The organism is Sphaerospermopsis reniformis (assembly GCF_005402885.1).
Classification (GTDB): Bacteria; Cyanobacteriota; Cyanobacteriia; order Cyanobacteriales; family Nostocaceae; genus Sphaerospermopsis; species Sphaerospermopsis kisseleviana.
This window is the reverse complement of sequence record NZ_BJCE01000388.1, coordinates 1-3,060: the sequence shown is the minus strand read 5'-3', so window position 1 is coordinate 3,060 and position 3,060 is coordinate 1. Positions and strand designations below refer to the sequence as shown.

Here is a 3,060-nt window from a genome sequence, read left to right as displayed (position 1 = left end):
GCAGTGTTACCTGAATCAGATAAAAAAGAAGTTCTTGATGCTTTTTTACAACAGCAGTTACTTGTATATGATCCAGAAACCCAACGGGAAACCAGAGAAATTATTGCGGAATTAATTGCTAGAAAACACCAGCATTTTTCACATATTAAACGACTGATTATGGATTTTGATGTGACACAATCTGGACAAAGATATGATATTTCTGTGGCTTCAACTTTGTTGGAAACCGAGTGACAGAAGGCGTTAACCTCCTGCCATGTTTGTTATTTATTGTTATTTAATCAGGATTTGTCTGCTTAAAATACTCATAACCTCCCCAGGATTCCCGGTGGGTATGGGGTCACTCCAGTCCCCGACATCCGCATAGCCAATCACCTGTAAATGATGAATTGTGCTGGTGACGGTTCTCCTAGACCCAATCAACTTTTTACTAGGAGAATTTGTCTCATTTTGAAATGGATTTTTGCCTAACTCTCGCATCTTCTTTTCTAAATTGCGTTTTTCTAACTGTGCTTTTTTAATATTTTCTTTGAAAGTACGAATTTCCTGATTTATATGTTTAATTCTACCTTGAATAATTTTACGACGAGCATCTTCAGATGCTGCTGTTTTTAAAAAACCCTTATTATCTGTCGCTTCAGGATTATTTTTGTATGCTTTTAACTTTTCTTGATGTTCACTTATTCTTTGTCCATAAGTTTTAATAGCTTTATCTAAGCTACGTATTCTAGATTCTAAATAGGGGTTGCTGAGAAAGTCTTTCCGTGAGGGCATAGGAGTCAGGAGTCAGGAGTCAGGAGTCAGGAGTCAGGAGGAGATTTGAAAATTTCTTTGCCATCTCTTGAAATCCCAAAAAATGCACACTTTTTCCGGTATACCCTTCAAAACCCTTGCACTAATTTCTGTGTTTATCAGCCTCTAACCTTTGATATATCAAGGTTTTAGGTTTATTCAGCCAACCCTAAATATTTTCTTTCATTGTCGTTCATTGGAATAATTAATCTCAATAAATTTTAGGTAATGACTTCTTCGCCAATAGTTCTCAGAATTGAAGCGAGCCAAACTAACGCATAACCAACAGGTTCTTTTTTGTCGGCTAAAATACTTTGAAGTTCAGCTATATCATCAGTAACTTGACCTAGATTCAAATTTTTCGGCTCCTTGTAGGGGTTATATCGTTCTTCTTTTGATATATCCCAATAGTAATCGGGAGATATTTCTACAGTGTCGTAACCAGATTCCTGTAGATATGAAAATAATTTTTCGGTAACTGCTTTCAGTTCAGATAGTTTTATAGTAGTTTTTTCCATCAGTAAGGGTATTTTTATGTTTGCCTAACCAAATAGTTTTTAGCATCACTTTCATTTTAACAACGGTGGGATGAATTACCTCCTGTTGGTTTACCATCTCCTCTTGGTGTTGTAGAACTTAGAGGTTGTTTATTTCTGAAGTTCCCCTAACTTTCGACTCCTGATTTGCAGATCCCTTAGCAGGACTTGACTCTGAAGAACTCCCGTAGCGGGATTTTATAGCTTCTGGCTTAGTCTTAGTTTGAGAAACTCGTTTTTCTCCAGAAAGTTTCAGGGTATTAGCTAAGGTAGGGTCTTTTGGTTGTTCAAAGGTTGGCTTGTGTGTTCTTGTTCCTTTTAACACTTTGCCTTCAGGTTTTAGTATGGCATGGGTATTTACTGATCTGGAATCATTTTTGTTAATCTCATGCTCATGCTTAAGGCTTGAACGACGTTGATTGTCGTATTCAATGTTGATGCGTTTACCTGTCTTTGGATGAATGGCAGATATATCTGGTCTGTTGTTTCCTATTCTATTGCCAGCTGCATCAACCTGTACCTGGTTAACGCGAATTCCTGTATAACCTTTTGCCTTCATGCTACGTACAACTATTTTAATCCGTTCTGCATGATGACCTTTACCGTGTACTATCTCATTACCTTTTCTATCTAAACCATTATTGTCTTCAGTCATTGCTTTTAATTTCTCCTGTTAAGTTTTGTAAAAGCTAACGGCGACGGCTCTCCTTACCACGGGAACCACCACCTCCTCCATTTGGTTTACTGTCGCCACGAGATTTTGATTTACTGTCCTGGCGTGATGTCATGGAATTACCAGATTTTTTAAGTTCTCGATTAGATGCAGAAAGTTCTTTGGTGCGGTTGGCTTCTGAAGATTTCCCATAACGGGATTTGAAATTATCTCTTCTATTCTTATTATTGCGATCCTTCAAGCGATCTCGAAGAGCTTCAGTAATACTCCTCGGATTGTTCCACTTTTCATTTGTTCTTTTACCACTGTTGATTATTGATTTGGGAACATCACCTTTACCTTTGCTTCTAGCTTTCTCAACTTCATAACTAAAAGTCGGGCCATTAGGATGTCCATATTTCTTCATATCCCTAGCCCGAAGTTTCATAGCTTCGCTTGCTTTCATCTTGGCTCTTGCATCAATGCGGGCTTGATGACGAATTTCCCATGCTTTTTTGGCATCTGTCATATTAGGAATGCGTTTTTGCCGTTTGATATCTGCTTCTAATTTAGAGATGCCTTCAGATACTTGTTTATTATATTGATTACGAATTTCTTCGTTTGTCATAGAAACCTTTATTAATCAAACTTTGTAATGAATTCAATATATTACTTATTTCTTAAAAATTTAAGGAATATGCCAACAATTTGGCAAGTCATCTAAATTGCAAATAGCTATCGAGTCAATAGATAATGTATATAGATTCTCTTCAGGAAAATCATTTATGTGAAGTTCTAGGTTGTTACTATTGAACTTGGCACTATATGTAAAATCTGATTCGTTTGCAGGTTCCCAAAATATTTCCTGTGTTAAGAGATTCTGTACTAGATGATATTGAGTATCTTTTAGACTCATTTCCAGTACCTATGTGTGATAATATCCGCATTTTTAATGTCAAGTTAATTGAGTCAGAAAAGTACCGGGGTTACATAGCATCGAAAAAAAGATACTTCTATGGTGTGCGAGTCCAATTATTAACAACTAAAACGGGAATTCCTGTGGAATTTGTATTTTTACCT

Annotated in this window: 6 protein-coding genes and 1 pseudogene; 2 read left to right on the top strand and 5 right to left on the bottom strand. The window is 36.6% G+C overall.

What is annotated here, in order from left to right; all coding sequences use genetic code 11:
• The coding region (locus FFR48_RS26730; protein ID WP_201277689.1) for a hypothetical protein at window positions 1-234 on the top strand (234 nt) is incomplete at its 5' end.
• Window positions 235-273: 39 nt separating this feature from the next.
• Here the strand turns inward: FFR48_RS26730 and FFR48_RS26725 are convergent.
• From FFR48_RS26725 to FFR48_RS26705, 5 genes are all read right to left on the bottom strand, one after another.
• Window positions 274-774, bottom strand: a complete 501-nt coding sequence (locus tag FFR48_RS26725) for a hypothetical protein (RefSeq protein WP_137669442.1) — start codon at window positions 772-774, stop codon at window positions 274-276.
• A 239-nt stretch (window positions 775-1,013) separates the two neighbouring features.
• Window positions 1,014-1,310, bottom strand: a complete 297-nt coding sequence (locus tag FFR48_RS26720) for a hypothetical protein (RefSeq protein WP_137669441.1) — start codon at window positions 1,308-1,310, stop codon at window positions 1,014-1,016.
• A gap of 118 nt (window positions 1,311-1,428) precedes the next feature.
• Entirely contained in the window at window positions 1,429-1,983 is a 555-nt protein-coding gene (locus FFR48_RS26715) for a hypothetical protein (RefSeq protein ID WP_137669440.1), read from the bottom strand.
• 34 nt (window positions 1,984-2,017) lie between these two features.
• The gene (locus FFR48_RS26710) at window positions 2,018-2,608 is read right to left on the bottom strand and encodes a hypothetical protein (protein ID WP_137669439.1); all 591 of its coding nucleotides are present in this window, start codon (window positions 2,606-2,608) and stop codon (window positions 2,018-2,020) included.
• Between the two features lie 60 nt (window positions 2,609-2,668).
• On the bottom strand, window positions 2,669-2,896 hold the full coding sequence (locus FFR48_RS26705) for a hypothetical protein (RefSeq protein ID WP_162501981.1): 228 nt from the start codon (window positions 2,894-2,896) through the stop codon (window positions 2,669-2,671).
• Here FFR48_RS26705 and FFR48_RS29770 point away from each other — a divergent pair.
• Window positions 2,878-3,060 (top strand): annotated as a pseudogene (locus tag FFR48_RS29770) (IS982 family transposase); the annotation flags it as partial. The gene FFR48_RS26705 and the pseudogene FFR48_RS29770 sit on opposite strands and share 19 nt — an antisense overlap.